The 25,748-nt window shown below is 56.6% G+C and carries 30 protein-coding genes and 4 tRNA genes; 9 read left to right on the top strand and 25 right to left on the bottom strand.

Features of this window, described 5'->3' with window-relative positions; translation table 11 throughout:
• Positions 1-155: 155 nt before the first annotated feature.
• The 9 genes from AC07O1_RS22475 to thrS all read right to left on the bottom strand — a co-directional run bounded on the left by AC07O1_RS22475 (position 156) and on the right by thrS (position 7,610).
• Positions 156-232: transfer RNA gene (locus AC07O1_RS22475), tRNA-Pro, on the bottom strand.
• Positions 233-321: 89 nt separating this feature from the next.
• Positions 322-678 carry a MerR family transcriptional regulator gene (locus AC07O1_RS22470; RefSeq protein ID WP_003179985.1) on the bottom strand — a complete coding sequence of 119 codons (357 nt, stop codon included), beginning with the start codon at positions 676-678 and terminating at the stop codon, positions 322-324.
• Complete coding sequence (ihfA, locus tag AC07O1_RS22465) at positions 659-961, bottom strand: integration host factor subunit alpha (protein ID WP_002553164.1); 303 nt, start codon at positions 959-961, stop codon at positions 659-661. The genes AC07O1_RS22470 and ihfA overlap by 20 nt, the downstream gene beginning before the upstream one ends.
• A gap of 3 nt (positions 962-964) precedes the next feature.
• Positions 965-3,343, bottom strand: coding sequence for a phenylalanine--tRNA ligase subunit beta (gene pheT / locus AC07O1_RS22460; RefSeq protein WP_495090150.1), 2,379 nt, complete (start codon positions 3,341-3,343; stop codon positions 965-967).
• 26 nt (positions 3,344-3,369) lie between these two features.
• Positions 3,370-4,386, bottom strand: a complete 1,017-nt coding sequence (pheS, locus tag AC07O1_RS22455; RefSeq protein WP_007905876.1) for a phenylalanine--tRNA ligase subunit alpha — start codon at positions 4,384-4,386, stop codon at positions 3,370-3,372.
• 109 nt (positions 4,387-4,495) lie between these two features.
• The gene (gene rplT, locus AC07O1_RS22450; protein WP_007905879.1) at positions 4,496-4,852 is read right to left on the bottom strand and encodes a 50S ribosomal protein L20; all 357 of its coding nucleotides are present in this window, start codon (positions 4,850-4,852) and stop codon (positions 4,496-4,498) included.
• Between the two features lie 29 nt (positions 4,853-4,881).
• On the bottom strand, positions 4,882-5,076 hold the full coding sequence (gene rpmI, locus AC07O1_RS22445) for a 50S ribosomal protein L35 (RefSeq protein WP_002553160.1): 195 nt from the start codon (positions 5,074-5,076) through the stop codon (positions 4,882-4,884).
• 60 nt (positions 5,077-5,136) lie between these two features.
• The gene (gene infC / locus AC07O1_RS22440) at positions 5,137-5,688 is read right to left on the bottom strand and encodes a translation initiation factor IF-3 (protein WP_170929410.1); all 552 of its coding nucleotides are present in this window, start codon (positions 5,686-5,688) and stop codon (positions 5,137-5,139) included.
• Positions 5,688-7,610 (bottom strand): threonine--tRNA ligase, encoded by a 1,923-nt coding sequence (thrS, locus tag AC07O1_RS22435; RefSeq protein WP_495090149.1) that lies wholly within the window; start codon positions 7,608-7,610, stop codon positions 5,688-5,690. Before thrS ends, infC begins: the two co-directional genes overlap by 1 nt.
• Positions 7,611-7,995: 385 nt before the next feature.
• On the opposite strand from thrS, the gene AC07O1_RS22430 reads away from it, so the two are divergent.
• Positions 7,996-8,295 (top strand): hypothetical protein, encoded by a 300-nt coding sequence (locus tag AC07O1_RS22430; protein ID WP_495024599.1) that lies wholly within the window; start codon positions 7,996-7,998, stop codon positions 8,293-8,295.
• Positions 8,296-8,587: 292 nt separating this feature from the next.
• Positions 8,588-8,800 carry a cold-shock protein gene (locus AC07O1_RS22425; protein ID WP_003179963.1) on the top strand — a complete coding sequence of 71 codons (213 nt, stop codon included), beginning with the start codon at positions 8,588-8,590 and terminating at the stop codon, positions 8,798-8,800.
• Between the two features lie 72 nt (positions 8,801-8,872).
• Here AC07O1_RS22425 and AC07O1_RS22420 read toward each other — a convergent pair whose 3' ends face one another.
• Complete coding sequence (locus AC07O1_RS22420) at positions 8,873-9,184, bottom strand: I78 family peptidase inhibitor (protein ID WP_495011699.1); 312 nt, start codon at positions 9,182-9,184, stop codon at positions 8,873-8,875.
• A 292-nt stretch (positions 9,185-9,476) separates the two neighbouring features.
• A complete protein-coding gene (locus AC07O1_RS22415; protein WP_494994841.1) occupies positions 9,477-9,782 on the bottom strand; it encodes a hypothetical protein in 306 nt (101 codons plus the stop codon).
• A gap of 164 nt (positions 9,783-9,946) precedes the next feature.
• Between AC07O1_RS22415 and AC07O1_RS22410 the strand changes: the two genes are divergently transcribed.
• Entirely contained in the window at positions 9,947-10,159 is a 213-nt protein-coding gene (locus AC07O1_RS22410; RefSeq protein ID WP_495011698.1) for a hypothetical protein, read from the top strand.
• Between the two features lie 34 nt (positions 10,160-10,193).
• On the opposite strand, the gene AC07O1_RS22405 is transcribed toward AC07O1_RS22410, so the two are convergent.
• The 7 genes from AC07O1_RS22405 to AC07O1_RS22375 are packed head-to-tail and all read right to left on the bottom strand — an operon-like array spanning position 10,194 to position 17,172.
• Positions 10,194-11,222: a nucleoside hydrolase gene (locus AC07O1_RS22405; RefSeq protein WP_495090148.1), complete on the bottom strand. Its 1,029-nt coding sequence runs from the start codon at positions 11,220-11,222 to the stop codon at positions 10,194-10,196.
• Between the two features lie 43 nt (positions 11,223-11,265).
• Positions 11,266-11,670 (bottom strand): D-ribose pyranase, encoded by a 405-nt coding sequence (rbsD, locus tag AC07O1_RS22400; RefSeq protein WP_494994711.1) that lies wholly within the window; start codon positions 11,668-11,670, stop codon positions 11,266-11,268.
• Complete coding sequence (rbsK, locus tag AC07O1_RS22395; RefSeq protein ID WP_495090147.1) at positions 11,667-12,584, bottom strand: ribokinase; 918 nt, start codon at positions 12,582-12,584, stop codon at positions 11,667-11,669. The genes rbsD and rbsK overlap by 4 nt, the downstream gene beginning before the upstream one ends.
• Before the next feature lie 23 nt (positions 12,585-12,607).
• Positions 12,608-13,627 carry a LacI family DNA-binding transcriptional regulator gene (locus AC07O1_RS22390; RefSeq protein WP_494994709.1) on the bottom strand — a complete coding sequence of 340 codons (1,020 nt, stop codon included), beginning with the start codon at positions 13,625-13,627 and terminating at the stop codon, positions 12,608-12,610.
• A gap of 3 nt (positions 13,628-13,630) precedes the next feature.
• Positions 13,631-14,608, bottom strand: a complete 978-nt coding sequence (locus AC07O1_RS22385; protein WP_495090146.1) for an ABC transporter permease — start codon at positions 14,606-14,608, stop codon at positions 13,631-13,633.
• The gene (locus AC07O1_RS22380) at positions 14,605-16,158 is read right to left on the bottom strand and encodes a sugar ABC transporter ATP-binding protein (protein WP_495090145.1); all 1,554 of its coding nucleotides are present in this window, start codon (positions 16,156-16,158) and stop codon (positions 14,605-14,607) included. The genes AC07O1_RS22385 and AC07O1_RS22380 overlap by 4 nt, the downstream gene beginning before the upstream one ends.
• 57 nt (positions 16,159-16,215) lie before the next feature.
• Positions 16,216-17,172, bottom strand: a complete 957-nt coding sequence (locus AC07O1_RS22375; protein WP_494994706.1) for a sugar ABC transporter substrate-binding protein — start codon at positions 17,170-17,172, stop codon at positions 16,216-16,218.
• Between the two features lie 567 nt (positions 17,173-17,739).
• On the opposite strand from AC07O1_RS22375, the gene AC07O1_RS22370 reads away from it, so the two are divergent.
• Together AC07O1_RS22370 and AC07O1_RS22365 are read left to right on the top strand one after the other, a co-directional pair.
• Positions 17,740-18,828 (top strand): asparaginase, encoded by a 1,089-nt coding sequence (locus AC07O1_RS22370; RefSeq protein WP_494994705.1) that lies wholly within the window; start codon positions 17,740-17,742, stop codon positions 18,826-18,828.
• Between the two features lie 213 nt (positions 18,829-19,041).
• Entirely contained in the window at positions 19,042-19,320 is a 279-nt protein-coding gene (locus AC07O1_RS22365; protein WP_494994704.1) for a DUF1654 domain-containing protein, read from the top strand.
• 132 nt (positions 19,321-19,452) lie between these two features.
• Here AC07O1_RS22365 and AC07O1_RS22360 read toward each other — a convergent pair whose 3' ends face one another.
• Positions 19,453-19,824: an SPOR domain-containing protein gene (locus AC07O1_RS22360; protein ID WP_495090144.1), complete on the bottom strand. Its 372-nt coding sequence runs from the start codon at positions 19,822-19,824 to the stop codon at positions 19,453-19,455.
• A gap of 247 nt (positions 19,825-20,071) precedes the next feature.
• On the opposite strand from AC07O1_RS22360, the gene csrA reads away from it, so the two are divergent.
• The gene (gene csrA / locus AC07O1_RS22355) at positions 20,072-20,266 is read left to right on the top strand and encodes a carbon storage regulator CsrA (RefSeq protein ID WP_007920550.1); all 195 of its coding nucleotides are present in this window, start codon (positions 20,072-20,074) and stop codon (positions 20,264-20,266) included.
• 70 nt (positions 20,267-20,336) lie between these two features.
• Here csrA and AC07O1_RS22350 read toward each other — a convergent pair whose 3' ends face one another.
• Positions 20,337-21,032: a YoaK family protein gene (locus AC07O1_RS22350; RefSeq protein ID WP_495090143.1), complete on the bottom strand. Its 696-nt coding sequence runs from the start codon at positions 21,030-21,032 to the stop codon at positions 20,337-20,339.
• Between the two features lie 185 nt (positions 21,033-21,217).
• Positions 21,218-21,673 carry a DUF2214 family protein gene (locus AC07O1_RS22345; protein WP_495011691.1) on the bottom strand — a complete coding sequence of 152 codons (456 nt, stop codon included), beginning with the start codon at positions 21,671-21,673 and terminating at the stop codon, positions 21,218-21,220.
• 296 nt (positions 21,674-21,969) lie between these two features.
• Here AC07O1_RS22345 and AC07O1_RS22340 point away from each other — a divergent pair, with 296 nt between their 5' ends.
• Both AC07O1_RS22340 and AC07O1_RS22335 read left to right on the top strand, forming a co-directional pair.
• The gene (locus tag AC07O1_RS22340) at positions 21,970-22,548 is read left to right on the top strand and encodes a DUF4337 domain-containing protein (RefSeq protein ID WP_495090142.1); all 579 of its coding nucleotides are present in this window, start codon (positions 21,970-21,972) and stop codon (positions 22,546-22,548) included.
• A gap of 405 nt (positions 22,549-22,953) precedes the next feature.
• Positions 22,954-23,154 (top strand): hypothetical protein, encoded by a 201-nt coding sequence (locus tag AC07O1_RS22335; protein ID WP_495090141.1) that lies wholly within the window; start codon positions 22,954-22,956, stop codon positions 23,152-23,154.
• Between the two features lie 91 nt (positions 23,155-23,245).
• Here AC07O1_RS22335 and AC07O1_RS22330 read toward each other — a convergent pair whose 3' ends face one another.
• Together AC07O1_RS22330 and AC07O1_RS22325 are read right to left on the bottom strand one after the other, a co-directional pair.
• A complete protein-coding gene (locus AC07O1_RS22330) occupies positions 23,246-23,461 on the bottom strand; it encodes a hypothetical protein (protein WP_495024608.1) in 216 nt (71 codons plus the stop codon).
• A 256-nt stretch (positions 23,462-23,717) separates the two neighbouring features.
• Positions 23,718-23,794, bottom strand: a tRNA-Val gene (locus AC07O1_RS22325).
• A gap of 183 nt (positions 23,795-23,977) precedes the next feature.
• Between AC07O1_RS22325 and AC07O1_RS22320 the strand changes: the two genes are divergently transcribed.
• Positions 23,978-25,261, top strand: a complete 1,284-nt coding sequence (locus tag AC07O1_RS22320) for an NAD(P)/FAD-dependent oxidoreductase (RefSeq protein ID WP_495090140.1) — start codon at positions 23,978-23,980, stop codon at positions 25,259-25,261.
• A 212-nt stretch (positions 25,262-25,473) separates the two neighbouring features.
• Here the strand turns inward: AC07O1_RS22320 and AC07O1_RS22315 are convergent.
• Both AC07O1_RS22315 and AC07O1_RS22310 read right to left on the bottom strand, forming a co-directional pair.
• A tRNA-Asp gene (locus AC07O1_RS22315) sits at positions 25,474-25,550 on the bottom strand.
• A gap of 99 nt (positions 25,551-25,649) precedes the next feature.
• Positions 25,650-25,726, bottom strand: a tRNA-Asp gene (locus AC07O1_RS22310).
• Positions 25,727-25,748: the final 22 nt, after the last annotated feature.

Genomic DNA, 25,748 nt, shown 5'->3' with positions numbered 1-25,748 from the left:
GCGGGGAAGGGAGGACTTTGGCACACAGAAATCTTGCGTCCATCCCCTCCGAAAGAGGTGAGGATTCCACCGAGAGCCAGTCGTTTTGTAGGGGTAAAAACGACTGAAAATAAAAAGAGGTCGCGAGATAAAATCTCGCAACCCCTTGAATAATATGGTCGGGACGGAGTGATTCGAACACTCGACCCCTAGCACCCCATGCTAGTGCGCTACCGGACTGCGCTACGCCCCGACTAGGCGTGAAACCCGTCCCTCACCTCGAGGAACGCTCAAGAATATATCGCAAGCTTTTGAAAACTGGAAGTATTTAAAAGCAGAAATTTACTTCTTGAGTACCACCAGAACATCTTCCAGTTCGGCGATCATCTGGCGGATCATTTGTTTGTATTGGGTGGTGTCGTCTTTGGCTTCATCACCGGAAAGACGCAGGCGCGCTCCGCCGATGGTGAACCCCTGGTCATACAGCAACGCGCGGATCTGGCGGATCATCAGCACATCCTGGCGCTGATAATACCGACGGTTTCCGCGGCGCTTGACGGGGTTGAGTTGAGGAAACTCCTGCTCCCAATAGCGCAGCACGTGTGGTTTAACCGCACAGAGCTCGCTGACTTCACCGATGGTGAAGTAGCGTTTGCCTGGGATGACGGGAAGCTCGTCGTTATGACTTGGTTCCAGCATAAGCCTCAACTCGGGCCTTCAACTTCTGCCCTGGACGAAAGGTGACCACACGGCGAGCCGTGATCGGGATTTCTTCACCCGTTTTCGGGTTGCGGCCTGGCCGCTGGCGTTTGTCCCGAAGGTCAAAGTTGCCGAAACCGGACAACTTCACCTGCTCGTTGTCTTCAAGAGCGTGCCTGATTTCCTCAAAGAACAGTTCGACCAATTCCTTGGCCTCCCGTTTATTCAGGCCCAGCTCTTCATACAGACGTTCCGCCATTTCAGCTTTCGTCAGAGCCCCCATACGTCACTTCCTTAGCGTGGCGTTCAACCTTTGTTCGAGCGAGGTGAGGATGTTTTGCGTCGTGGTATTCACCTCATCGTCATTAAGAGTGCGCGATGGATGCTGCCAGGTCAAGCCAACTGCAAGGCTTTTTCTATGCGGATCAATGCCTTTACCCTGATACACGTCAAATAGCCTGAGGTCTGTCAGCCATTCACCTGCATTGTCACGGATTACGTCCAGTACGGCACTGGCTGCAACGTCTTTGTCTGCCAGCAGCGCAAGGTCGCGACGCACTTCAGGAAAGCGCGATAACTCGTGGAATTCAGGCATTTTGCCCAACGCCACTTCGGCCAGAACCAGCTCGAAAACGAAGACCGGACGGTCGAGACCGAGGGTTTTCGACAATTCAGGGTGGATAGCGCCGATGTAACCGACTACGCGACCATCACGCTCGATACGCGCGGTTTGACCCGGGTGCAACGCAGGGTGGCTGCCCGGCACGAACGTGAACGCGTCCAGTGCACCGGCGAAGCCCAGCACTGCTTCCACGTCGGCCTTGACGTCGAAGAAATCCACGGTATCGCGACCTTGGGCCCAGCCTTCCGGCAGACGGCTACCGCACACCACACCGGCCAGCATCGGCTCTTGCTTGAGGCCTTCCAGCTGACCGACGAAGCGCAGGCCACTTTCGAACAGGCGCACGCGATCCTGTTGACGGTTCAGGTTGTGCTGAAGCGCCTTGACCAGACCTGGCCACAAGGACGAGCGCATGGCGGCCATGTCGTTCGAAATCGGGTTGGCCAGCAACAAAGGCTCGACGCCGGGGCTGAACAGCTCGAACTGTTTCGGATCGATGAAGCTGTAGGTGATCGCTTCCTGATAACCACGAGCCACCAGCAGACGACGCAGCTCAGGCAGATCGCTACGGGCTTCAGCCTTGGCTTGCGGCGCCAGACGGGCTTGCGGGTAGCGAACCGGCAGACGGTTGTAGCCGTACAGACGGGCCAGTTCTTCGATCAGGTCGACTTCCAGGCTGATATCGAAGCGATGGCTTGGCACGTCTACGCGCCACTGCCCTGCCCCATCCGCGGAAATCGTCAGGCCCAAAGCGCCGAGCAGACGCTCGACTTCGGCCGAATCCATTTCCATGCCCAGCATCTGGGTGATCCGCTGGGCACGCAGGGTGACCGGCGCGATCTTCGGCAGGTGCTGCTCGCTGACGGCTTCGATGATCGGGCCAGCTTCGCCGCCGGTGATTTCCAGCAGCAGGCCAGTGGCGCGCTCCATGGCTTCACGGGCCAGTTGCCAGTCCACACCACGCTCGTAGCGGTGCGAGGCGTCGGTGTGCAGGCCATAGGAACGGGCCTTGCCAGCGACGGCAATCTGATCGAAGAACGCGCTTTCCAGGAATACATCGCGAGTGGTCGCCGAAACACCACTGTGCTCGCCACCCATCACGCCGGCAATCGCCAGGGCGCGGGAGTGGTCGGCAATCACCAGCGTATCGCTACGCAGGCTGACTTCCTGACCGTCGAGCAGAACCAGCTTCTCGCCTTCTTCAGCCATGCGGACGCGAATGCCGCCATTGATTTCGGCGAGATCGAAAGCGTGCAACGGTTGACCCAGCTCCAGCATCACGTAGTTGGTGATGTCGACGGCAGCGTCGATGCTGCGCACGTCGGCACGACGCAGACGCTCGACCATCCACAGCGGCGTAGGCCTGGACAGGTCGACGTTGCGGATCACACGACCCAGGTAACGCGGGCAAGCGGCTGGTGCCAGAACCTCAACCGAACGCACTTCGTCGTGCACGGCTGGAACAGTGGCAATGACCGGGCGCGTGACTTCGGCGGCGTAGAGCGCACCGACTTCACGGGCCAGACCCGCCAGGGACAGGCAATCGCCGCGATTCGGGGTCAGGTCGACCTCGATGCTGGCGTCTTCCAGATCCAGGTAGACGCGGAAGTCTTCGCCAACCGGTGCATCGACCGGCAATTCCATCAGGCCGTCGTTGCCTTCACCGATTTGCAGTTCGGCCTGGGAGCACAGCATGCCGTTGGATTCAACGCCACGCAGCTTGGCCTTCTTGATTTTGAAGTCGCCTGGCAGTTCGGCACCGATCATGGCGAACGGGATCTTCAGGCCAGGGCGCACGTTTGGCGCACCGCATACCACCTGGAAGGTCTCCGAGCCATTGCTGACCTGGCAAACGCGCAGCTTGTCGGCGTCCGGGTGCGGCTCGGTGCTCAGCACCTCGCCCACGACCACGCCGCTGAATTCACCGGCGGCCGGCGTAACGCTATCGACCTCAAGACCGGCCATCGACAGACGAGCAACCAGCTCGTCGCGATTTACCTGCGGGCTTACCCAGCCGCGCAGCCATTGTTCACTGAATTTCATCCTGCTCTCCTAAAAATTCGTTACGACTAGCGAAATTGCGCGAGAAACCGCAAGTCGTTGTCGAAGAACAGACGCAAGTCGTTCACGCCGTAACGCAGCATGGCCAGACGCTCAACGCCCATGCCGAAGGCAAAGCCCGAGAACTCTTCCGGGTCGATCCCGGACATACGCAGCACGTTCGGGTGAACCATGCCGCAGCCCATGACTTCCAGCCAGCCAGTCTGTTTGCAGACACGGCAGCCTTTACCGCTGCACATCACGCATTCCATGTCGACTTCGGCGGATGGCTCGGTGAACGGGAAGTACGAAGGACGGAAGCGCACTGCCAGTTCTTTTTCGAAGAACACGCGCAGGAATTCCTCGATGGTCCCTTTCAGGTCGGCGAAATTGATATCGCGGTCGACCAGCAGGCCTTCGACCTGGTGGAACATCGGGGAGTGGGTGATATCCGAGTCGCTACGGTACACACGGCCTGGGCAGACGATGCGGATCGGCGGCTGTTTCGATTCCATGGTGCGGACCTGTACCGGCGAGGTATGGGTGCGCAACAGCATGTTGGCATTGAAATAGAAGGTGTCATGCATCGACCGGGCCGGGTGATGGCCTGGGATGTTGAGCGCCTCGAAGTTGTGATAATCGTCTTCGACCTCAGGGCCTTCGGCGATGCCGTAGCCGATGTGGGTGAAGAACTGTTCGATACGTTCCAGAGTGCGGGTAACCGGATGCAGACCACCAGAGGTCTGACCACGGCCCGGCAGGGTCACATCAATGGACTCGGCGGACAATTTGGCAGCTAGATCCGCCTCCTCGAACAACGCCTTGCGCGCATTGAGAACCTCTGTCACACGCTCCTTGGCAACGTTGATCAGCGCACCGACCTGCGGACGCTCTTCAGCCGGCAAATTCCCCAGGGTCTTCATCACCTGAGTCAATTCACCCTTTTTGCCAAGGTAGTGAACCCGGATTTGCTCCAGGGCATTGATGTCTTCAGCGCTTTGCACAGCCTCTAGAGCTTGAGAGACCAGCGCATCCAGGTTTTCCATGTACAGACTCCAGATACAAAATAGGGGAAGAGCTTGAAGGCTCTTCCCCTATTTATGACGTTTAACACCTGAGCCCACAGAGGTGAGCCCGGGTGACTGTCGGGGGTACTTAAGCCAAGGTGGCTTTAGCTTTCTCGACAATCGCAGCAAACGCCGCTTTTTCGTTCACTGCCAGATCAGCCAGAACCTTACGGTCGATCTCGATGGACGCTTTTTTCAGGCCGGCGATGAAACGGCTGTAGGACAGACCGTTGATACGAGCACCAGCGTTGATACGAGCGATCCACAGAGCGCGGAACTGACGTTTTTTCTGACGACGGTCACGGTAGGCGTACTGGCCTGCCTTGATTACCGCTTGCTTGGCAACACGGAATACGCGTGAACGCGCGCCGTAGTAGCCTTTAGCAAGTTTCAGAATTTTTTTGTGACGCTTACGGGCAATGACGCCACGCTTTACACGAGCCATGAGTTACTTCCTCTATTCTTAACCAAAAATTAACGAAGGCGCAGCATGCGCTCGACTTTTGCCACGTCGGACGGATGCAGCAAGCTGCTTCCGCGCAGTTGACGCTTACGCTTGGTCGACATTTTGGTCAGGATGTGGCTCTTGAAAGCGTGCTTATGCTTGATACCGTTAGCAGTTTTCAGAAACCGCTTAGCAGCACCACTTTTAGTTTTCATCTTTGGCATGTTCGGATACTCCGCATTCAGTTGATAAACATAATCGCAAGGCCTGCCGTGCCCTGTTGATTACTTCTTCTTTTTCGGGGCGATGACCATGATCAGCTGGCGTCCTTCCATCTTAGGATGCTGTTCGACCGAACCGTACTCGAGCAAGTCAGCTTCAACCCGCTTGAGGAGTTCCATCCCCAGCTCCTGGTGGGCCATCTCACGACCGCGGAATCTCAACGATACCTTGGCCCTGTCCCCGTCACTCAGGAAACGTACCAGGTTGCGCAGTTTTACCTGGTAATCCCCTTCCTCCGTCCCTGGACGAAACTTGATTTCTTTAACCTGAATCTGCTTCTGGTTCTTTTTCGCTGCAGCAATCTGCTTCTTCTTTTCGAAGATCGATTTGCCGTAATCCATCACACGGCAAACCGGTGGGACTGCGTCGGCGGAAATTTCCACCAGATCCAGTTTGGCTTCTTCAGCAATACGAAGCGCTTCATCAATCGAGACGATGCCAATCTGCTCGCCGTCAGCGCCAATTAACCGAACCTCGCGTGCCGAGATATTCTCGTTGATCGGGGCCTTCGGTGCAGCTCGTTTATCTTGTCTCATTTCACGCTTAATAATAATTACTCCGAATCATGGCGACCACGCCGGGAAACCGCTTGAGCGAGGAATTCAGCGAATTGGGCGACGGGCATCGAGCCCAGGTCAGCACCTTCACGAGTACGCACAGCGACAGTCTGCATCTCGACTTCCCGATCTCCAATAACCAAGAGATAGGGAACCTTGAGCAAAGTATGCTCGCGGATTTTAAAGCCGATCTTTTCATTTCTCAAGTCGGACTTGGCACGAAATCCGCTTTGATTGAGAGTTTTTTCAACCTCAGCGGCAAAATCTGCCTGTTTATCAGTGATATTCATGATCACTGCCTGAGTCGGAGCCAGCCACGCAGGGAACGCACCCTCGTAATGCTCGATCAGAATCCCGACGAAACGCTCGAAGGAACCCAGGATCGCCCGGTGCAACATAACCGGGTGCTTGCGACTGTTGTCTTCGGAGACGTATTCGGCTCCCAGACGGATCGGCAGGTTAAAATCGAGCTGCAAGGTACCACATTGCCAGACACGACCGAGGCAATCTTTTAGCGAGAACTCGATTTTCGGACCGTAGAAAGCACCCTCGCCCGGCTGCAGATCGTACGGCAGGCCCGCACTATCAAGGGCTGCGGCCAGCGCGGATTCTGCGCGATCCCACAACTCATCGGAGCCGACGCGTTTTTCCGGACGAGTGGACAGTTTCAGCTCGATGTCCTTGAAGCCGAAATCGGCGTAGACATCCAGAGTCAGCTTGATGAACGCAGCGGACTCGGCCTGCATCTGCTCTTCAGTACAGAAGATGTGTGCATCGTCCTGGGTAAACGCACGCACGCGCATGATGCCGTGCAGCGCACCGGACGGCTCGTTACGGTGGCAAGCACCGAACTCGGCCAGACGCATCGGCAGCTCGCGGTAGCTTTTCAGGCCCTGATTGAATACCTGCACGTGGCAAGGGCAGTTCATTGGCTTGATGGCGTAGTCGCGGCTTTCCGACTCGGTAGTGAACATGTTCTCGGCGTAGTTGGCCCAGTGCCCGGATTTCTCCCACAGGCTACGGTCAACCACTTGCGGAGTCTTGATCTCCAGGTAGCCGTTTTCACGCTGAACCTTACGCATGTACTGCTCGAGTACCTGGTACAGGGTCCAGCCGTTCGGGTGCCAGAAAACCATGCCCGGCGCTTCTTCCTGGGTATGGAACAGACCAAGACGCTTGCCGATCTTGCGATGGTCGCGCTTTTCAGCCTCTTCGATACGCTGGATGTAAGCTGCCAGTTGCTTCTTGTCAGCCCAGGCTGTGCCGTAAACGCGCTGCAATTGCTCGTTTTTGGCATCGCCACGCCAGTAGGCGCCGGACAGCTTGGTCAGTTTGAAGGATTTCAGGAAGCGGGTGTTCGGCACGTGCGGACCGCGGCACATGTCGACGTATTCTTCGTGATAGTACAGGCCCATGGCCTGCTCGTTCGGCATGTCTTCGACCAGGCGCAGCTTGTAGTCTTCGCCACGGCTGGTGAACACGTCGATCACTTCGGCGCGCGGAGTGACTTTCTTGATGACGTCGTAATCTTTTTCGATCAGCAGGTGCATGCGCTGTTCGATAGCCGCCAGGTCGTCCGGAGTGAAAGGACGCTCGTAGGCGATGTCGTAATAGAAGCCTTCATCGATGACCGGACCGATCACCATTTTCGCCGTCGGGTACAGCTGCTTGACCGCGTGGCCAATCAGGTGGGCGCAAGAGTGGCGAATGATCTCCAGCCCCTCTTCATCCTTTGGCGTGATGATTTGCAGGGTCACGTCGCTGTCGATGACATCGCTGGCGTCAACCAGTTTGCCGTTGACCTTGCCGGCCACGGTGGCTTTGGCCAGACCGGCACCAATGGATGCGGCGACCTCGGCTATGGAAACCGGATGATCGAAGGAACGTTGACTGCCGTCGGGAAGAGTAATAGTGGGCATGGCGCCTCCTCTCCTAGTGGTGACCCCTACCAAAGGTCACGTGGGTTGGGATGAGCAGCCAGTACGCGACTCAGTTCAGGCCATTCAATAACGAACGCCTGCCTTACAGCGGCAGGAGCCTTGCGGCCAACCGGAAACCGAACCAGAGTGACTGGAGATCAAATCAGGGTTATTCGGGTATTGACCGCCACCGGAGAAAAAGTCATCCAGAGCCTGAAAATACCCAAGCCGAGGATCCTAGCACAGATGAACGGTCATCGCCGCGACCTTGTTTCAGGAGCACAGAATTCAGGGCTTTTACGCCATAAAGTGAACTTGGGATGTACGGTCCACCTCAAATAGGCCGAGAATTGCCACACATTTTCGACCTCACGGAGTTCCAGCCATGCGTTTTATCCACCTTTTCGCCCTCGCCACTCCGCTCGCTCTGCTGCTGCCATTGAGCGCTCAGGCTGCCTGGCCCGCAGGTGTAAAAGCCAGTTACATGAAGGATTGCACTGCGGCGGCCAGTCAAGGCGTCAACCCTGAGCTCGCCAAGCAACACTGCACCTGTGGCGCCGACGTCCTGGAGAAGAAGTTCACGACTGAGGAGATCAAGCAGCTGATGGATGCGAAAAACCCTCCGAGCGCCGATCTGGGCAACCGCGCACTGAAGGAAATCTCCGTCTGCAAAGTTCAGAAATAGGCCGTTTCGGCGCAAATGTTAAGGCTCCAGAAGCCGGAAACCGCTCAAAAAACGGTTGTTTTACACAATTTACGCAGCTTTTACGGCTTTTTTTAATGAGCGCTTTTTCAGGAGAAACCCCCTGAAACCGGGGCCTCCAGCCCATCAGGATCACAAATAAAGCACAACCAGGGGGCAAACAACACGTCCGGGGGGCTCCCAAGCCGAACATTTCGACTATGATACTCCCGTGTGCCCAGTTGGCCTGAGCAGCACAGCACTACTGAAAATATTTGTTTCTTGGAGATACACCATGTCTAATCGCCAAACCGGCACCGTTAAATGGTTCAACGATGAAAAAGGCTTCGGCTTCATCACTCCTCAAGGTGGCGGTGACGACCTGTTCGTACACTTCAAAGCTATCGAAAGCGACGGTTTCAAAAGCCTGAAAGAAGGCCAGACTGTTTCCTTCGTGGCTGAGAAAGGCCAAAAGGGTATGCAAGCTGCACAAGTTCGCCCTGAGTAATTTCTCGGCTGGCTAAAAAAACCCCGTCCATGTGACGGGGTTTTTTATGCGCCTGAGAAAAGCCGGAAGCGGTCAGCCGCAGTTGACGCGAGTGATCACCAGGTTTTCATCGGTGTTGAGATTCAGGCGATCCGAGCGGTACTCCAGAGTCACCATGTCGCTCGGTCTGAGGACTCGCGCGTACTGCGCACCTGAATGCGTACGGGCTTGCTCCAGGAGCTCAGGCGAGGCCTTCTTGCCAATGGCGAATTCGGCGCCTTTAGCCTCACAGCGACTGTGCCCGGTCTCGGTAGCCACAGAATCCTTTACCGAATCGGAAGTGCTGCACCCCGACAGGATAACTGCTGCTAACAAAGTTCCGAATGACGCGAGCTTCCAAGGCATGAGGCCTCCTTTTTCAAAAATGGACAGAGATCGTGCGACAGCCATTTTGGCTGTTGGTTTCAACGGAGCACTGAGGTGCTGTTGTAGGAGCAGCCGGTCGACGCTCGATTGCTCGCGATGGACGTTAACGATGACGCGTGTTTTCTGAATAAACGCATCGCCCTTGAGTCCATCGTCGGAACGCCACCCAGAGCAAGCTCGCTCCTACAGGGTTTGATTTCACACAGCGGCAAGTCTGCCTCAGCCCCGAGGCAATGTTCACTGCGCAATCGTGACTGAATATGAGCAATGATCAGTAGATGTCGATGTAGTCGAGCGGTGGATTTGGCCAGTTCTGCTTGAGTGCATTGAATATCTGCATGACCCAGACCGCATCACTTGCAGCTACCGCTCCGACATAGCCAGATCCCTTCGCCCAGGTTTCCAGACGAAACAATAGACCTTCAATATCGGTACCGCCCACGACACCTGAAGAAATATAGGCAATACCGGCCTTGGTGACCCGCAACTGGGTATGCGCATCATCGCTGGCAGAAGCCAACAGTTGGCGCACAGCCTCAAGCGTCAAACCGTCAGGAGTGCTCAAATCGATCTGCAAAGTGTTTTCCTTGAAATAATCAAAGCTCAAGTGTCGCATAGCCCTCTCCTCATGCCTAAGACGGAGTGCCAAAAGCCTCGCGAGATGTTTAACTCAACACAACCCAAACCACTCGGATAGACCTCCAGGCATTACCCGGCCTATTCAGACTTTGCGAGTTCATCATGACAACCATAACCATCGACGCCGACATCAAAGCCAAATGGCCTGAAGGCCACTGCTCCTACAGTCCTGGCAGCCCTGAAGAACTGGCGATCATCGGTATCGACCTGTTGATCAAGGAATTGGGAACGCAGGCGGCCCAGGCATTTATCGCTCAAATATTCGAAAAACACCCAAACAACACTATGGACACGCCACGCACCGAAAAGGAGTAACACCCCACAGGCTGGACACTTGCGGGGCTGAAACTTATGCAAGACGAGCGAGACGTGCCGTGAGCAAGTCGAAGAAGCCTTGTGCATCAGCGTCCCGAACCCAGAACACGTTCTTTTCCTGCTTCAGGCCGTCGTACCAGTCGACGATGGTCTGACCAAAGGTCGGCCCTTCACGGCTGTCGACCACCATGTTTACCTGACGACCGGTGAACAACTCCGGCTTGAGCAGATAAGCGACGACCGTGGCGTCATGCACCGGACCACCCGGGATGCCATAGTGCTCCATGTCGCCTTTGATGTACTCGTTGAGGATTGCGCCCACCACCTTGCTGGCATTGTTGCCCAGTGCAGCGATCTGTTGCAGACGCGCCTCACTGGTCAGCACCTTGTGGGTCACGTCCAGTGGCAGGTAGGTCAGTTTGACAGCGCTTTTAAGGACGACTTCAGCAGCCTGCGGATCGGCGAACAGATTGAATTCGGCGACCGGGGTAATGTTACCGCCGTTGAAGTGCGCGCCCCCCATGACCACCACTTCCTTGATGCCCCGGGTAATGTCCGGTGCCTGATTCAGCGCCAGTGCCAGATTGGTCTGCGGACCCAGCATGGCAATGGTGATGCTGTGGGGTTTGGCTGCGCGCAAGGTGTCGATCAGGTAGTCGATCGCGCTGCCTTTGGCCAGGCCTTCCCCGGGTTCGTGCACCGTTACACCCGAGATACCCTCCTCGCCGTGGATATCCTCGGCGTAGATCGGTGTACGCAACAATGGTTTGGTCGCACCCGCATAAACCGGCACTTCTTCGCGCCCTGCCCACTCACGGGCCAGGCGTGCATTACGTGAGGTCTTGTCCAGTCGCACATTGCCGGCAACGGTAGTGAGCGCACGAATGTTCAGTTCCTCGGGCGAAGCCAGGGCAAACAACAAGGCAACGACGTCATCGGCACCCGGATCGGTGTCTATGATCAAATCGATTTTTTCTGCCGCCCGGGCGTTGGTAGCGGTGATCAATGACAAAAGCAGCAGACTCCGGATCAGGTATTGCACTATTTGAGCATAGCGGTACATGGCGCACTCCTTGCGCGTGAAAAACGGGTTGAGGTACAGCGAGCTAAAACGTTACACCTGCGACCAGCACAATGTTGCAGTACGGCTGACATTCACCCGTACGAATAATCGCACGTGCTTGTCGGGTAAGGATTTTGAATGCGTCATGACTCAGTAACGTGCGCTGGCCCAATTCAGCCTTGGCCGTCAGCTCGTCAATCACCTGAAGCGCGGGAGGTTGTTTGAGCAGGATTTCTTCAGCCAGCACATGGCTTTGCACCTGCATTTCGCTGAGCACGATCTGCAAGGTGCTGACGAAGTCCGGAATGCCCTTGGTCAACGCCAGATCGATCAACTCGACACCCGGCGGCACAGGCAAACCGGCATCGCCGATCACCACCCTGTCGCCATGACCCAGGGAGGCAATCAATCGCGACAACGCGATGTTGAGCAAAGGTGTCTTTTTCATGAGGGGCTAATGGCCTGTACGTCGGACAAGGTGGGAATGGAAGGCTGCGCGCCCGCTCGAGTGACCGACAGCGCGGCCGCGATCTGACCGAAGCGAATGGCCTGGGCTTCGCTTTTGCCGGCCGCCAGTGCCGCGGCAAAACCGCCGACGAACGTATCTCCCGCCGCTGTCGTGTCGAGCGCCTTGACCCTGGGCGCCGGGAAGTGCTCGAAGCTCTGCCCATCGGCGAACAACGACCCCTGGGCTCCGAGGGTAATGATGACTTTGCCAGCGCCGGCAGCAATCAATCGACTCGCGGCGGCTTCAGCGGTTTCCAGCGAATCCACCGGCATGCCGCTCAGGGCCGACGCCTCACTTTCGTTAGGGATCAGGTAATCGATGGACGAATACCAGTCAGCCGGAAGTGGACGGCTCGCCGGGGCTGGATTAAGGATCACGGTCTTGCCCAGTTCACGTCCGCGCTTGAGGGTGTAACCAACGGTCCGCATGGGCACTTCGAGCTGGCAAATGATCACATCGGCCGCCTGCAACACCACGTCAAAATCTGCAACCACTTCAGGCGCGAGCAGCCCGTTAGCGCCGGCGACGATCACGATCGCATTCTGGCTGCTGTCATCGACCACGATCAGCGCCACGCCACTGGAGCCTTCGACGGTTCTCACCGCCTGACAATCGATTTGTTCAGCCTCCAGCGCCGCTCGCAGTTGCTCGCCATACGCATCGGCACCGACACAGCCAACCATCGATACTTCAGCTCCCAGTCGTGCCGAAGCAACGGCCTGGTTCGCCCCCTTGCCGCCCGAGACGGTGGCAAACGACTCGCCAATCAGAGTTTCACCGGCCCGGGGCAGCCGCTCGGCCCGGGTGACCAGGTCCATATTCAGGCTACCTACAACCACTACTTTTGCTGGCATACATCAGTACTCGTCAATTCGTTTCAGCGGCATTCAGCGAAAACGCCGGCAAGCGGCGCAGTCGACTCTCGCAAGACAATGCTGGGTGTCACGATGCGCTGATCGGTCGCCTGCTCCGGGTTTGCGATCCGTCGCAACAGGCGCTCCGCCGCCATCTCGCCCAACTGCAGGATCGACTGGCCCACCGTCGTTAACGCCGGATAGACATACCGACTCATCTGGATATCGTCGAAACCAATGACCGAGAGCTCGCTCGGCACACGGATATTGCGCTCGGCCGCCGCACGCAATACACCGATTCCGATCATGTCGTTACCGGCAAATATGGCGCTGGGCGGATTCTTTTCCAACAGCAGCGCAGCAGCGCTATAACCGCCGGTACTGGTGAAGTCGCTTTCCAGCATTCGCTGTTGTGGCACCTCGACGCCTGCCTCTTTCAGCGCCCGGCAGTAACCGGCCAGGCGCATCTGCGCCACACTGGTATGCGCCGGACCGCCGATGCAGGCGATGTCCCGATGCCCCAGCTTGAGCAGGTGTCGCGTCGCCAGATAGGCACCGTATTCGTGATCGATGCGCACCAGATCCGCATCAATCCCCTCCAGCCCCCGGTCGACAATCACCATAGGCGTGCGCACGGCGGCCAGACCTGCAGCCAGGCCGGCGTCACCGCCAGCCGAAGCGACGATCAAGCCATCGATCCGCTTTTCCAGCAGCACCCGCAGATAACTGCGCTGCTTGTCCGGGTTGTCATCGGAGTTGCACAGAATCACGCAGTAGCCATTACGCTCGCAGTAATCCTCGATGCCCCGGGCCAGTTCGGCGAAGTACGGGTTGAGGCTGTTGGGCACCAGCAAACCGATGGTCGCGGTGGTCTTGGCCTTCAACGAACGGGCCACGGCACTGGGCACGTAGTCCAGGCGCTTGATCGCCGCCTCGACCTTGACCCTGACCTCTTCACTGACTGGCCGCGTTTTGTTCACCACATGAGAAACCGTGGTGTAGGAAATCCCCGCCAGTGCAGCCACATCTTTGATTGTTGCCATGATTCAGGCCCGCCGACTTGCGCGTTGACTGCGATAAGTATCGAGCACTACCGCCACCACGATTACCGCGCCAGTGATGATGCGTTTGGTCGGCTCGGTTGCACCGATTTGTGCGAGACCTGCCGCCAGCACGGAAATGATCAAGACGCCAAAAAAGGTACTGATGACCGAACCGCGCCCGCCCATGAGGCTGGTGCCGCCGATCACTACAGCCGCGATCACTTGCAGCTCCAGCCCGGAACCGGCATTCGGGTCCGCGGCCTCCAGACGGGAGATCTGAAACAGCGCCGCCACACCGGCCAGCAGCCCCATCAGACTGAATACCAGAATCTTGTAAGGCTTTGGATTGATACCCGCCAGACGCACCGCTTCTTCATTGGTACCAATGCCGATCAGGTAACGACCGAACACCGTGCGCGTCAACACTGCCTGAGCGATGAAGATGATCAACAACGCAATGATGAACGACGGCGAAATGCCCAGGGCAATCGGGTTGGACAGCCAGGCGAACGCATCACCGATATAGGCGGTGCGCGAGCCAGTCATCTGGTAAGCCAGACCGCGAGCCATTTCCAGCACACCCAGCGAAACGATGAACGAAGGAATGCGCCAGGCCACGGTGATCGAACCGGTGATGGTGCCAGCCAGAGCGGCGACGGCCATGCCGAGCAAGGCTGCCGGCAAGACACTCCAGCCCCAGCCGAGGACCGCCACGCTGACCGCCGATGCCGCCAACGCCAGTACCGAACCGACTGAAAGGTCGATACCGCCAATGATCAATACAAAGGTCATGCCGACAGCCAACACCATCAAATCCGGAATCTGGTTGGCAAGCGTGCTGAAAGTGTCGTAGGAGAGGAAGTGACTGCTCAAGGTCGAGAACAGGGCAATCATCGCCAGCAAGGCACCGGCCAGGCCCAGATAGGTGCCCAGACCATAATAGTTGCCCCTGCGTACGCTGACAGTAGTAGCAGTTGTCATGAAATGTCCCTAGGCGCCGCTTCATTGAGCAACGCATCACGTTTTTGGTAGCCGGCAAATGCGGCAGCAAGTAGTTCATCCTGAGTCCAACGGTCGCGCTCGAAGGTCTCGATCAAGCGCCCGGCGGAAAGTACACCAATCCGGTCGCAGATCAGCATCAACTCGCGCAGATCACTGGAGACCACCACCAATGCCTTGCCCTGGCGGGTCAATTCACCCAGCAAGCCGTAGATATCGAACTTGGCGCCAACGTCGATCCCTCGGGTCGGCTCGTCGAACAGCAGTACCGAGCAATCTCGCTCAAGCCAGCGGCCGATCACGACTTTCTGTTGATTGCCGCCGGACAGTTCGGACACCAACTGTGACGGGCTGGAACTGCGAATCCGCATGGCGTCGATCTGACGCTGAGCCAGGGCCGCCTCGTCATCGCCGTTGACGATGCCGGCACTGGAGATGACCGGCATGTTGCCCAAGGCAATATTGGCGCTGATCGATTGGCTCAGCAGCAGTCCTTCGCCCTTGCGATCTTCAGTGATCAGGGCAATCCCGTGTCCCACCGCATCGACCGGTGAGCGAATGCTGACGACCTGTGCAGGTGACCCCAGCGCGACTGTGCCGCTGTCTGCGATGTCGGCACCAAAGATCAACCGCAATAGCTCGGTGCGCCCGGCCCCAATCAACCCGGAAATACCGAAAATCTCGCCGCTGCGCACTTCAAAGGAGACATCGCGAACCTTGTCCGAACGGGTGAGCCCTTTGACCGTCAAGGCAGGAGCGCCAATCTGGCGTGGTCCCAGGTCAATGTGCTCGCCCAGTTCGCGGCCAACCATCAGGTTGACCAGTTGCTCACTGTTGTAATTGGCTATTGGCTCGACGCAGACCAGATAACCGTCACGCAGCACTGCAATGCGTTGTGCGACACGGGCCAGTTCTTCCAGTCGATGGGAGATGTAGATGATCGCCACTCCGCGCGCTTGCAGGCGGGTGATTTGTTCGAAGAGCATTTCGACTTCACGGGCCGTCAGCATTGCGGTCGGCTCATCGAGGATCAACACATGGCAATCGCCAATCAGGTTGCGGGCGATTTCGACCATTTGCTGGTGACCAATGCCCAACTCGCCGACCAGCGTGTCCGGATCGATCGAATCCAGCCCGACCTGAGCCATCGCTTCTATAGCCGCCTTGCGCAGTTGCTTGCGACTGATCCAGCCGCCAAGGCTGGGTAGATTGTGCAGAAACAGGTTTTCGGCGACGGACAGGGTCGGCAGCAGGTTGAGCTCCTGCATGACCATGCGGATCCCTAGCTCTTCGGCCTGCGTGCGACTGCCGGGCCGGTAATCCTGACCGTTGAACTGCATCTGACCCGCGGTCGGTGTGACCAGGCCGCCGATGATTTTCGACAGGGTGCTTTTGCCAGCGCCGTTTTCACTGGTCAACGCCAGCACTTCACCGCGCATCAGCGTCAGGTCGATATTGGTCAGCACCGGCTGAGCATAGGTCTTGCCGATACCGCTGACCGAAAGGACAGCGTTCGGGGTGCAAACTGACATAAGAAACTCTCCATGCGCCCGCCCGGATGAGCGAGCGCCGTTGTGCCGCCAGAATGACTATTTGGTGACCAGTTCAACCGGAGTTTCGATTACGCCATTAGCCGCGCCGTCGACCTTCTCACCCTTGAGGATTTTCAGCGCCGTTTCGATACCGAATACGGCCTGCCTGGCGGCAAACTGGTCTGCGGTAGCCAGCACACGACCATCGTTGAGCATTGGTTTGATGGCATTGATGTTGTCGTAACCCACCACTTGAACCTTGCCCGCCTTCCCTGCTGCGCGCACCGCCGACACAGCGCCGACCGCCATGCTGTCATTACCGGCCAACAATGCCTTGAGGTTCGGATACTCGCTCAGCATGGCGGCGGCGACGCGGTTGCCGGCGTTGATTTCCCAGTCACCGGATTGCAGAGAAACCACCTTGATCTGCGCAGCCTCCATTGCATCCTTGAAGCCTGCGGTACGCTGCTGAGCATTGGTGGTGGTGGAAACACCTTCGATGATGCCGACTTCGTCACCAGCCTTCAGCTGCCTGGCCAGGTACTCACCGACCAGGCGAGCACCCTTGCGGTTGTCCGGCCCTACGAAAGGTACGCTGATGTTTTTGCTTTTGAGCACACCGACATCCAGCTGGTTATCGATGTTGATGACCGTGATGCCGGCGTCGACCGCCTTCTTGATCACCGGCACCATCGCTTTCGAGTCGGCTGGCGCGATGATCAGTGCGTTGACCCTGGAAACGATCATCTGCTCGACGATGCGAATCTGGTTGGCAGTGTCCGTCTCGTCTTTGATCCCGTTGGAAATCAAATCGAAATCTGCGGAGTGCTCTTTCTGGTAGCTCTTGGCGCCGTCTTCCATGGTCAGGAAGAATTCGTTGGCCAGGGATTTCATGACCAGGGCGACTTTAGGTTTTTCAGGGGTGTCGGCGAAGGCCGGGGAAAGAGGCAGCGCGGCGGATGCGGCTGCGAGCACAGCGACAGCAAGAAGACGTCCAGCGAATGGCAGCTTCATGGGTTCACTCCGTTCTTATGATTATTGTGAGCAACGCTTGCACTGGATCACGCTTCGACAGCCGTTAAACGCAGCGGCACTGGATCGAGACAAGATTTCCAGGCTGCTCATAAAAGATCACCTGGAAACACGCGCAAACGTTTGCCTGGATCGAACTATGCGAATCCGGCTGTCATTTGTCAACGGCCAGAACTTCCCGTTTCAAGAGCGCGTGCGCAGAGTTCGCTAACACCCCGAAGAAATCCTGGCCGACGCGTTGGCCTTGCCACTCTCTTCGTCATCCCCGCCCGGCATGTGCCAGGCCCCATCGACATTTGCCGTAGCCTTTTTTTTCGGAGAGCCGAACGTAAAGCGTCCATATCGTCGGAAAGCCGGACGCAGGCCTGTACGAAAAATCAAATTCAAAATAAAAAATTGATAAATATCAACTGCTTATATTAACAAGCCAATCAAAGTACATCTGGTACAGATCCTGCTCTCCTCCAGGACCCCACGGCATTCAGATCTGCCCGGGGCGTGTCTTGATAAACCCGCATCAGCACCTTCATTACAACAAGAGAAAAAATAATGAAATCTGCTTTCAATACCTTTGTTCCGGGCGCTTTGGCCCTCCTGTTGCTGCTCCCTACCGCACTGCAAGCAAAAGAAGTCGAAGCCAAACAAAAACTGGCTAACGTCGTAATTCTCGCGACCGGCGGGACAATCGCCGGGGCTGGTGCCAGTACCGCCAACAGCGCCACTTATCAAGCGGCCAAAGTGGGTGTCGATAAGTTGATTGCCGGCGTTCCCGAGCTGAGCCAATTGGCCAATGTGCGTGGCGAACAAGTCATGCAAATCGCGTCGGAAAGCATCACCAACGAAAACCTGCTGCAACTGGGTCGCCGTGTCGCTGAACTGGCCGACAGCAAAGACGTCGATGGCATCGTCATTACTCACGGTACCGACACGCTGGAGGAGACTGCATACTTCCTTAACCTGGTCGAGAAAACCGACAAGCCAATCATCGTCGTTGGCTCGATGCGCCCAGGCACCGCCATGTCTGCTGACGGCATGCTGAACCTGTACAACGCTGTCGCGGTTGCCAGCAGCAAAGATGCGCGCGGCAAGGGCGTGCTGGTTACCATGAACGATGAAATCCAGTCGGGCCGTGATGTCAGCAAGATGATCAACCTCAAGACCGAGGCCTTCAAAAGCGCCTGGGGTCCGCTGGGTATGGTGGTCGAAGGCAAATCCTATTGGTTCCGCCTGCCAGCCAAGCGTCACACCATGGATTCTGAATTCGACATCAAAACCATCAAGAGCCTGCCTGACGTCGAAATCGCCTACTCCTACGGCAATGTCAGCGGCACCGCCTACAAGGCCCTGGCTCAATCGGGCGCTAAAGCCATCATTCATGCCGGCACCGGTAATGGCTCGGTCTCTTCGAGCGTTGTTCCAACCTTGCAGGCACTGCGCAAGGATGGCGTACAGATCATTCGCTCTTCCCACGTAAATGCCGGGGGTTTTGTACTGCGCAACGCAGAGCAGCCTGATGACAAATACGACTGGGTCGTCGCCCATGACCTGAACCCGCAAAAAGCCCGCATCCTGACGATGGTCGCCCTGACCAAGACTCAGGACAGCAAAGATCTGCAGCGGATGTTCTGGGAATATTGATTCACATCGCCCGACCTGATCAGATCGGGCATCTGTCGCACCACTCACCTTTAACGGTGAGTGGTTCTACCCCCACTTGCTGATCCCGCCCCGCACCGCTGCGCCCCCCTTTCTCGAAAAAATCAATCGACTTACACCAGACGGAATAAATCACTGTCAGAGGGTTTTCTGGAATCTTAAGCAGTTGCGAAAAATCCTACAGTTAAATACTGTATGCACATACAGCTTAATAAGGATTGTTCCGTGGCCAATACCTCAGCAACAACTACATCTCCAGGCGCATACGAACGACTCGGTTTGCGCGTTCAGAAAATCATTAACTCCCCCACCGCACAAACAGCCAAAGCCGCATTGATCTTCCGTCTTCCGGACGAACCCGTGGATGAATGGGAGCGCCTGCTCGAAGAGATTGCCGAGAACGATAACGTCACCCTCGCCTATCGCGACGATGGCGGCGTGCACATTTTCTGGGTCGTGCCGAAGGAAGACTGAGTCAATGATTGTCCGTTTGCTGGCATCAGCAGTGGACATGAAAGCCTGCGGCTGAACCACTGTTCAAACGCAAAGGCCCCGGACAAACTGTCTCGAGGCCTTTTTTGTTTTCTGACTTGCCGGGATGACCGATCACTGAGCCGCGCTATGCTCAACCACCACTGACTCGACGTTGCGCTTTTTGGCCCGCTCCAGACTGGCTGTCAGTTGAACCTGCCTGGCTTCGGCTTCGGCTTTCGAACTGAAAGGGCCGACCAGAATCCGCTGTTTGCCGCCGACGGTGGTCACATAGCAAATGAAGCCGTGTTCGATCAACCAGCCGGTCAAATCGCTCACGGCCTGCAAGGTGTCCCCTCTAACCTCGACATCCCACTGGGGCGCTGCCGCAGCCGCCGGAGATTGTGCAGCTGAAGCCGCCGAAGACGCGGCCTTGTGCTCGACGCCGGTTCCTTCACCGCAGCCCGCCAGCACCAACACCGCCATTACCATCGCCAGTTTACGCACAGCCTTCCCCTCGAAAATTCAAGTCGACGATTTTACCACCCACGACCACCCCATGGCCGCGACAAACCTGCCCGAAAACAACGAGAATGATGTGTATAGGCCCTGTATAGTTACAGCTTGGAAATTAATACAGTGGCTACGCGTCTGAAAGAGGCACCTACAGTGGCACTTCGCAGTAATCTATACATACTACCGACATCTGCATTATCTGAATCAGGTGCCCTACAAAGCAATCAAGGAGAAGATCATGCTGATACTCACCCGCAAAGTCGGTGAAAGCATAAACATTGGTGACGATATTACGATCACCATTCTGGGCGTTAGTGGCCAACAGGTCAGGATTGGTATCAACGCTCCGAAAGACGTAGCCGTACATCGCGAAGAGATTTATCAGCGTATCCAGGCAGGACTGACTGCGCCGGACAAACGCGAGACTCCCTGAGCCTCATCAGTAGCCAGCCTCTCCTCTCACAGCGATGGCTGGCGAAAAACCCGAGCATGCTCTTGCCTGATCATTTTGCCTCGACCCTCCATCCCTCCTCCTTGGCAGCGGCGCATGTCCAGGCTGCCACAGCCACTGCAACCAACACAGACCAGAACCCGCACGCCAGGTACAGCAGCGCTGCACTGATGCAACCCACGGCAAACCCCAACAGATTCATTCCGATCGGCTTCAAGCGCTGAATGATCGCCGCTCTTTCAGCGGCATTGCGCTGAGCTATCAAAGCAAAGAGGTCGATGGCGAACTGAGTCACGTTCCCTGTCATGAGCGTGGTGGGCGGCGCTCCTTTCATGTGCTGACGGGAAACAGCATTTTGAATCGCCATGGCCGCGACGCCAGTCATGCCCGTCAACAATGCCGCGGCGCTGTCCCCATCGGGGAAAGGTCCCAGCCATAGGGCAAGCCCTCCAAACGCGGCCAGCAACAGCGTATGCGCAATGAGCAGAATGCGTAACGGCGCCCAGCCTCGGGCGTGAATGGCCACCGCCGCCAAATGGGACAACCCCACCACCAGGGCAAAAACCGGCAATGCCAACAACTTGGCCAGCGCCCCGGAAGTACCGTGCACGATACTGACCCCCAGCGTGACAAAGTTCCCGGTCACGTGCGCGGTAAACAATCCCTGCAACGCCAGAAACCCCAGCGTATCAACGAAGCCGCCATTAAAACTCAGTGCCGGCGCGAGAAAGTGGCGAATGGACGACATGGCTTTTCCTTGTAGCGCAGCTTTCAGTCAAATGTGCCAAGCCTGTTGGCCATCAACAGACGTGAGACCAGGATCCTGATTGAATCGCAGCACATATCCATGGGGATCAAGCACCGGAAAACCCGGCTGCCCGCGAAGAAGGTTGCGATTTCTGTCGCAGCACTCCTCGACAGCCCTGCAAACTGCTAGCCGGACACCAGCCCACGAGCCATGCCGGTCGCCGCTACCACCATGAGAACAATCAGCAATGCCTCAATGTGGCTGATCCTGGCGAACAGCGTTGCACGCCGAACGTCAATCGTACGCCCTCGACTCAAGGCGATCCGCCATTTGATCAGGGCGACCATCGGAGCAGTCTCAAGCAGCAAAATAACGATGAACAACGTCATCTTGAGATGAAACAGTGGCTGGTGCAGGTAGTAGTCCGTGCCTTTTTCGTACCCGCCAAAGGCGCGAACCGCACCGGTGACCAAAAGAATCGCCGCCGAGATTCCCCAGCAGTTATCCGCAAACAATACATTCCGGACCTCAGTGGCGCTCACAGCGACACGACGCAAAGCCGCTCCGCGAGCGAGCACCGCCGCGAACCCCGTTGCAAATGCCAGAAGATGAATTGCCGCAAGGAACCAGTGCGCAAGCATCGACTTGACCTCCTATCCATGAAGAAAAGAATATCGGCCTGACAGTAGTAGCCCATAAAACACAGCGCTGCTTAAACCAGCTGCAACGCCTTAGCCATGTCTAATTCCCATTTTTGAAGCGGCAAACCGTCGATAAAAGCACCTTGCTTTACCCTCCCCTGCGTCGTGGCGAACGAGCACGATCCGAAAAGCCAACAATTCGTCACCTCGACTCGACAGTTTTCCATTGATATAGAGCCTTTGGCGATCAGTCCATTTACACTTCAATACCTGTCCAACCCCAAAGATCAAAGTCCATGTCTGAAGAGTTCGAAGTCCCCAGCCCCCATGAAGAACATCTGGAACACGTCACCAAAAACGCCCATGCCCACGGCGATAATTTCGCCAGCAAGATAGCGGTGATGACGGCGATCATGGCGACCATAGGTGCCTTGCTCAGCTATCAGGCGGGCTCCACGGAGAGCGAAGCGGCAATGGACAAGAACAACGCCGCCATCAAGAAAACCGAAGCCTCCAACCAGTGGAATTATTACCAGGCCAAATCCAGCCGGCAAAACCTGTCTGAATTGGCGATCCATATCCCTGGCGTCGATGCCGCACACTACACCGCCGAAGCGCAACGCTATAAAAATGAAAAAGAAGTGGTGCGCCAGAAAGCAGAAGCACTCGAGGCTGAGGCTCGCGAGTGGGATGAAAAGTCAGAATTGGCGTTGCATCAGCACCACCGCTGGGCCCAGGCGATGACGGCAATTCAGATTGCCATTTCGCTGGCGGCGATTACCTTGCTGACGCGCAAGGAATGGCTGAAAAGGGTCGCCTATAGTGCGGCGGGAGCCAGTGTAGTGCTGGGTACTCTGGCCTGGTTACATATATAAACCGGATGAGCCCCCGATACGCCTGGTTCAAATATGAATTTCAACATACCAATGTGAGAGCCAGGCCCAACTGGCCCGGGCACCTTCGATCCGAAGTAATAAATGGGCGGGCATTCGCTCGAATGAACCCGCCTGACCCACCCTCGCCTATTGCGCTGAACGCCTCAGCAGCCGCCTGTTCAGGTGATAATCAGTTGGTTATAAGCAACATCGAATGGCGTTATCGCCGGGACAACACCGATAACTCTACGTGACGCCAAAAAAATTCTTGTGCGCACCACATCAAGATTTTGATTTCGCTTCACCATGTCAGTGACCAGTGCTCGAGAAATGCAGTAGCGCCCGCAGCCAGGGCAGTCTCTTTCCTCGAACTCACCGACTGACAGAACCTCTTTGGCTGCGCCCTTGCAGATCAAGCACCTCATTTTCGATCTCCATTTCGATGAGCAATCAACTGTAGCCGATCCCCGTCGGGGTATCCCCATGCCCACAGAAAACAAAACCATCGACCAGCAGCGCAGTAAGCGCATCATCGCCAACGAGTTCATCCAGGTGATCGCCAGTTTTTTCGCAACAAGACGGTCGCCGGCCCCCTTGGGGCTATGACGACGACATTCTGATCGTTCGGGATAGTGTGCGGCTTGGGCTTATTCGGAAACCGACCGAAGCTCAGGAGGCAGCATGCATCGCGTTTACATTAGCGGCTTGGTCCATCATCTTGCTTGAAATTGCTGTATTCCCCTGGCAATTCCATCCAGGCATCAAGGGCTGTAATCTGCCGCGCTACGGCAGCATCCCACTCGGGGCCTGTGGCTTTGTTCTCACTCATTATTTTGTGGATGACGATCGTAGCCTGCTCATATTCATGATGAACCTCTAATACTTTCGCCAAAAATTCTTCTCGCCGGTTCATAGAGATTCTCCCAAGACAGGTGAGAAGTATTGACCCGTAAACACTTGAGCACCAATCGGCAAGGAATCATCGTGCATCGATTTTTTTGTCAGTCTCCAAACTACCTGGCCAGGGAGTTCAGCAAGGCACGCGACGCGCCCCACGCCTGACTGGCGTCCTGAGTGGGGGGGTGAAAAAGTTTTGCAAACGCCAGACGCAAAAAAGGGCCAACCTCTCGGTTGACCCTTCTAGACCGCCCAGCAGAGCGGATTTTGTTTGGTAGGCGCGATTGGACTCGAACCAACGACCCCCACCATGTCAAGGTGGTGCTCTAACCAACTGAGCTACGTGCCTGCTGTGAGGCGGCATTCTACGGAATTCCGGAGGGGTGTCAACACCTTTTTTGCAGCTAAGCCTATGAATATGCGAATTTTTTATTTTCAGGGCCACAAAGAAGATTTTTCGTTGGCTGGTAGCCTATTTTTAACTCAGGTAGGATCGATGCACTCGTAAAAAATATAAAACAGAGGTTACAGGATGGTGAACACCCCCTATCCGAAGTCCTATTACGCCGCATCGGCTAACGCGGTTGCGCCGCGCCCATCGCTACAGGATGAGGTAGATACTGATGTCTGCGTGATCGGTGCAGGCTACACGGGCCTTTCCAGCGCGCTGTTTCTGCTGGAGAACGGTTTTCGGGTGACCGTCCTGGAAGCGGCCAAGGTCGGCTTCGGCGCCTCGGGCCGCAATGGCGGCCAAATCGTCAACAGCTACAGCCGCGACATCGACGTCATCGAGCGCAGCGTCGGCCCCAAGCAGGCACAGTTGCTCGGCCAGATGGCGTTCGAGGGCGGCAAGATCATCCGCGAGCGCGTGGCCAGGTACCAGATCCAGTGCGATCTGAAGGACGGCGGCGTATTTGCCGCAATCACCAGCAAACAGATGGGCCACCTGGAGTCGCAGAAGCGCCTTTGGGAGCGTTTCGGCCACACTCAACTGGAACTGCTGGATCAGCGCCGCATCCGCGAGGTGGTGGCCTGCGATCAATACGTGGGCGGCATGCTCGACATGAGCGGCGGACATATGCACCCGCTCAACCTCGCCCTTGGCGAAGCCGCTGCAGTGGAGTCGCTGGGCGGAACCATTTATGAGCAATCGCCCGCCATACGCATCGAGCGCGGCGCCAATCCGGTCGTGCACTCGCCGCAAGGCAAAGTCAGGGCCAGGTTCATTATCGTCGCCGGTAACGCCTATCTGGGCAATCTGGTTCCGGAACTGGCAGCCAAGTCGATGCCCTGCGGCACCCAGGTCATCACCACCGAACCCTTGAGCGATGAATTGGCGAAAAGCCTGCTGCCGCAGGACTACTGTGTCGAAGACTGCAACTACCTGCTCGACTACTACCGTCTTTCAGGTGACAAGCGCCTGATCTTCGGCGGCGGTGTGGTCTATGGCGCGAGAGATCCAGCGAATATCGAAGCGATCATTCGACCGAAGATGCTCAAGGCCTTCCCGCAGCTCAAGGACGTGAAGATCGATTACGCGTGGACCGGCAACTTCCTGCTGACTTTGTCGCGCCTTCCGCAAGTCGGACGCCTGGGTGACAACATCTATTACTCGCAGGGCTGTAGCGGCCACGGCGTGACCTACACCCATCTGGCGGGCAAAGTCCTGGCTGAGGCTCTGCGAGGCCAGGCAGAGCGTTTTGACGCCTTTGCCGACCTGCCGCACTACCCTTTCCCTGGCGGGCAAATGCTGCGCACCCCATTCGCCGCATTAGGCGCCTGGTACTACGGCCTGCGGGATAAATACGACTTGTGATTTACACGAGCACAACAAAAACAAAACCCTGCCAGCTAGCGGGGTTTTGTTTTATCCAATTCGAGAAAACTTCTGGAACCAGAAGCAAAAGAAAAGCCAAATCCCGGATACAAAAAACCCCGGTCTTTCGACCAGGGTCTTTGCTATCAATCAGAAGCAGCCATCGGCTTTCTTCGTAGCTTCAAGGCGTTCAGTGGGCCTTGAGGCAGATATGGCGCAGCGGACGGGACTCGAACCCGCGACCCCCGGCGTGACAGGCCGGTATTCTAACCGACTGAACTACCGCTGCGTATCGCTTGGACTTGCGTCCATTTGAACCTTTGAAATCATCTGACTGGAAGCTCTAGGCTTTTCAATCTCAAACCGGGAAAACCCGATCTGGAAAATATGGCGCAGCGGACGGGACTCGAACCCGCGACCCCCGGCGTGACAGGCCGGTATTCTAACCGACTGAACTACCGCTGCGTATCGCTTGGACTTGCGTCCA

The organism is Pseudomonas sp. GW821-FHT07G10 (genome assembly GCF_059418545.1).
The sequence above is the reverse complement of the archived record's forward strand: the minus strand, read 5'-3'. Positions and strand labels throughout refer to the sequence as shown.